This is a genomic window from Bradyrhizobium sp. CCBAU 51745 (genome assembly GCF_028128715.1).
GTDB lineage: Bacteria > Pseudomonadota > Alphaproteobacteria > Rhizobiales > Xanthobacteraceae > Bradyrhizobium > Bradyrhizobium manausense.
In genome coordinates this window covers 1-423 of record NZ_LBJP01000019.1, presented here as the reverse complement: position 1 = coordinate 423, position 423 = coordinate 1, and the positions used below count along the sequence as shown (strand labels likewise).

1 protein-coding gene is annotated in these 423 nt (G+C 59.8%); it reads left to right on the top strand.

Features of this window, described 5'->3' with window-relative positions; translation table 11 throughout:
- Window positions 1-307 (top strand): hypothetical protein (locus XH98_RS12880; protein WP_271618800.1); only part of this gene is annotated, 307 nt, incomplete at its 5' end.
- Between the last annotated feature and the right edge of the window lie 116 nt (window positions 308-423).

Below are 423 nucleotides of genomic sequence, written 5' to 3'. Positions count from 1 at the left end.
AATAGTTTCTCAACAAGACCGCCGGATCATCACCGATGCGCTCTGCTACTCGATACACCGGAATGTTGCCATCGAGCAGAGCGGTCGAGTGAATGCCGCGGAGGTCGTGAAAGCGAATGCCGCCGAAACCGATGAGCTCGGCGCGCCTGGCAAATTCCTTCGAGAAGTTGCGCGGGTTGCGCGGCTTCGAAAGGTCGAGCGGCTCGCCGGGATCGGGCAGGCAGGAAAAATGAGGGCGTTGGCCGGCAACCTGACCAGACCGAGATCGACGTCGGCGCTGTCGGGGATCCCCGCCAATAGGCGCTGATACTTGGTGCGTTCAGAAACTCCCGCCGGCTCACAAGGTCGGCGGATTCTTTTGTGCTAGTCGTCTCGACAACGGATGCCGAAATTGTCGCAAGTGAGCGCGAACGTCTCTTTCGC